1 protein-coding gene is annotated in these 1,922 nt (G+C 57.6%); it reads left to right on the top strand.

Annotated features, from left to right (window positions below):
- Positions 1-1,922 (top strand): Ig-like domain-containing protein (locus ACZRJ6_RS26190; RefSeq protein ID WP_463993567.1); only part of this gene is annotated, 1,922 nt, incomplete at both ends.

Genomic DNA, 1,922 nt, shown 5'->3' with positions numbered 1-1,922 from the left:
CTGCCGAAGCGGGTACTACGGTGTCGATCTACAGCAACGGCAAGTTGCTGGGCACGGTCGATGCAGACGCCAAAGGCAACTGGAGCTTCACGCCAGATGCAGACCTGAAAGACGGCTTGCACACTATCACCGCGACCGCGACCAACAGTGCTGGTAACACCAGTCCGAGCACCGGCGGTTACCCAATCACCATCGACACTGTCGCCCCAGGCAAAGCCACGGCTGAGCTGAGCGATGACGTGGGCGCGATTCAGGGTCCAATTGTCAGCGGCGACACCACCGACGACAACACCCCGACCTTCAGTGGCAAAGCTGAAGCCAACAGCACCGTGATCATTTATGACCAAGGCGTTGAGATCGGCCGTGTGCCGGTTGATGGCGAGGGTGTTTGGAGCTTCACCCCAGGTACACCTCTGGCCGAGGGTAGCCACAGTCTGAGCACGGCGGTCGTAGACAAAGCCGGCAACCTGGGCGAGCAGAGCGTGCCGATCGACTTCACGGTCAACACCGATGATCTGGATATCGTGATCATTCGCGTGACGGATGACGTCGGCAGCAAACAAGGCAACCTCGGCAATGGCGACGTCACTGACGACACCAAGCCGACTTTGCATGGCAAGGCGACAGCCAACTCCACCGTCAACATCTACGACGGCAAGGTATTGCTGGGTTCGGCCCAGTCCAATGGCAAAGGCGAGTGGAGCTTCACGCCGACTCAAGCCTTGGCAGAAGGCGAGCACAGCCTCACCGCAACCGTGGTCACCACAGTCGGTGGCGAAAGTGCCCCGACCTCTGTGTTTGACCTGACCGTCGATACTGCGGCGCCAGGTAAAGTAGTCATTGGCGAAGTGTTCGACGACGTCGGCGAGATCCAGGGTCCGATTGCCAACGGTGGCAGCACCGATGACACCACCCCGACTTTGTCGGGCAATGGCGAACCGGGCAGCACCGTGCATATCTATGACAACGACAGCCTGTTGGGCAGTGTTGAAGTGGATGGCAAGGGCAACTGGAGTTTCACCCCAAGCCCGCTGAACAACGGCGAGCACAGCTTCACCGTGACCAACGAAGACAAGGCCGGCAACGTCAGCGCGCCGTCCGATGCCTACGTAGTAACGGTCGACACCATTGCACCGGTCAAACCGACGATTGAATCGGTCTACGACGATCAAGGCGATGTACAGGGCAACCTGAAACCAGGCGAAATCACTGACGACACCCAGCCGACCCTTAGCGGTAAAGCGGAAGCCAACAGCTCCGTCGTCATCTATGACAAGGGCGTTGAAATCGGCCGTGCGCCGGTTGACGGTAAAGGCAACTGGACATTCATCCCGACAACAGCTCTGGCGGGTGGTGGGCATACGCTGACGGTCAAGGCCGTCGACGTTGCGGGTAATACAAGTGTGGCGTCTGATAGCTTCGATTTCACTGTGAATGCTTCGTTGCTCATCAAACCTAGTATTGAATCGGTATTCGACGATGTCGGGGAGGTAAAGGGCAATCTGAAATCGGGCGACAGCACTGACGACGTTAATCCGTCCATCAGTGGTAAAGCCGAAGCCAACAATACCGTGGTCATCTACGACAAGGGCGTAGAAATCGGCAGTGTGCCGGTTGACGGTAAAGGCAACTGGACATTTACCCCGACGACGGCGTTGGCTGAAGGTGACCATACACTGACGGTCAAGGCCATCGATGCGACGGGAAATATCAGCGGGGCGTCGGACAGCTTTGATCTCACCATCGACACTATTACACCGGTCAAACCGACTATTGAGTCGATCTACGATGACGTGGGTGAAGTGCAGGGCAACCTGAAACCCGGCGCTACCACCGACGACAGCAAGCCAACCCTCAGCGGTCAAGCGGAAGCCAACAGCACCGTCGTCATCTATGACAAAGGTGTTGAAATCGGCAGTGCG

The sequence above is a fragment of the Pseudomonas sp. C321 genome (genome assembly GCF_055407105.1).
Note: the sequence above shows the minus strand (reverse complement) of the source record. Positions and strands in the feature narration are given on the sequence as shown.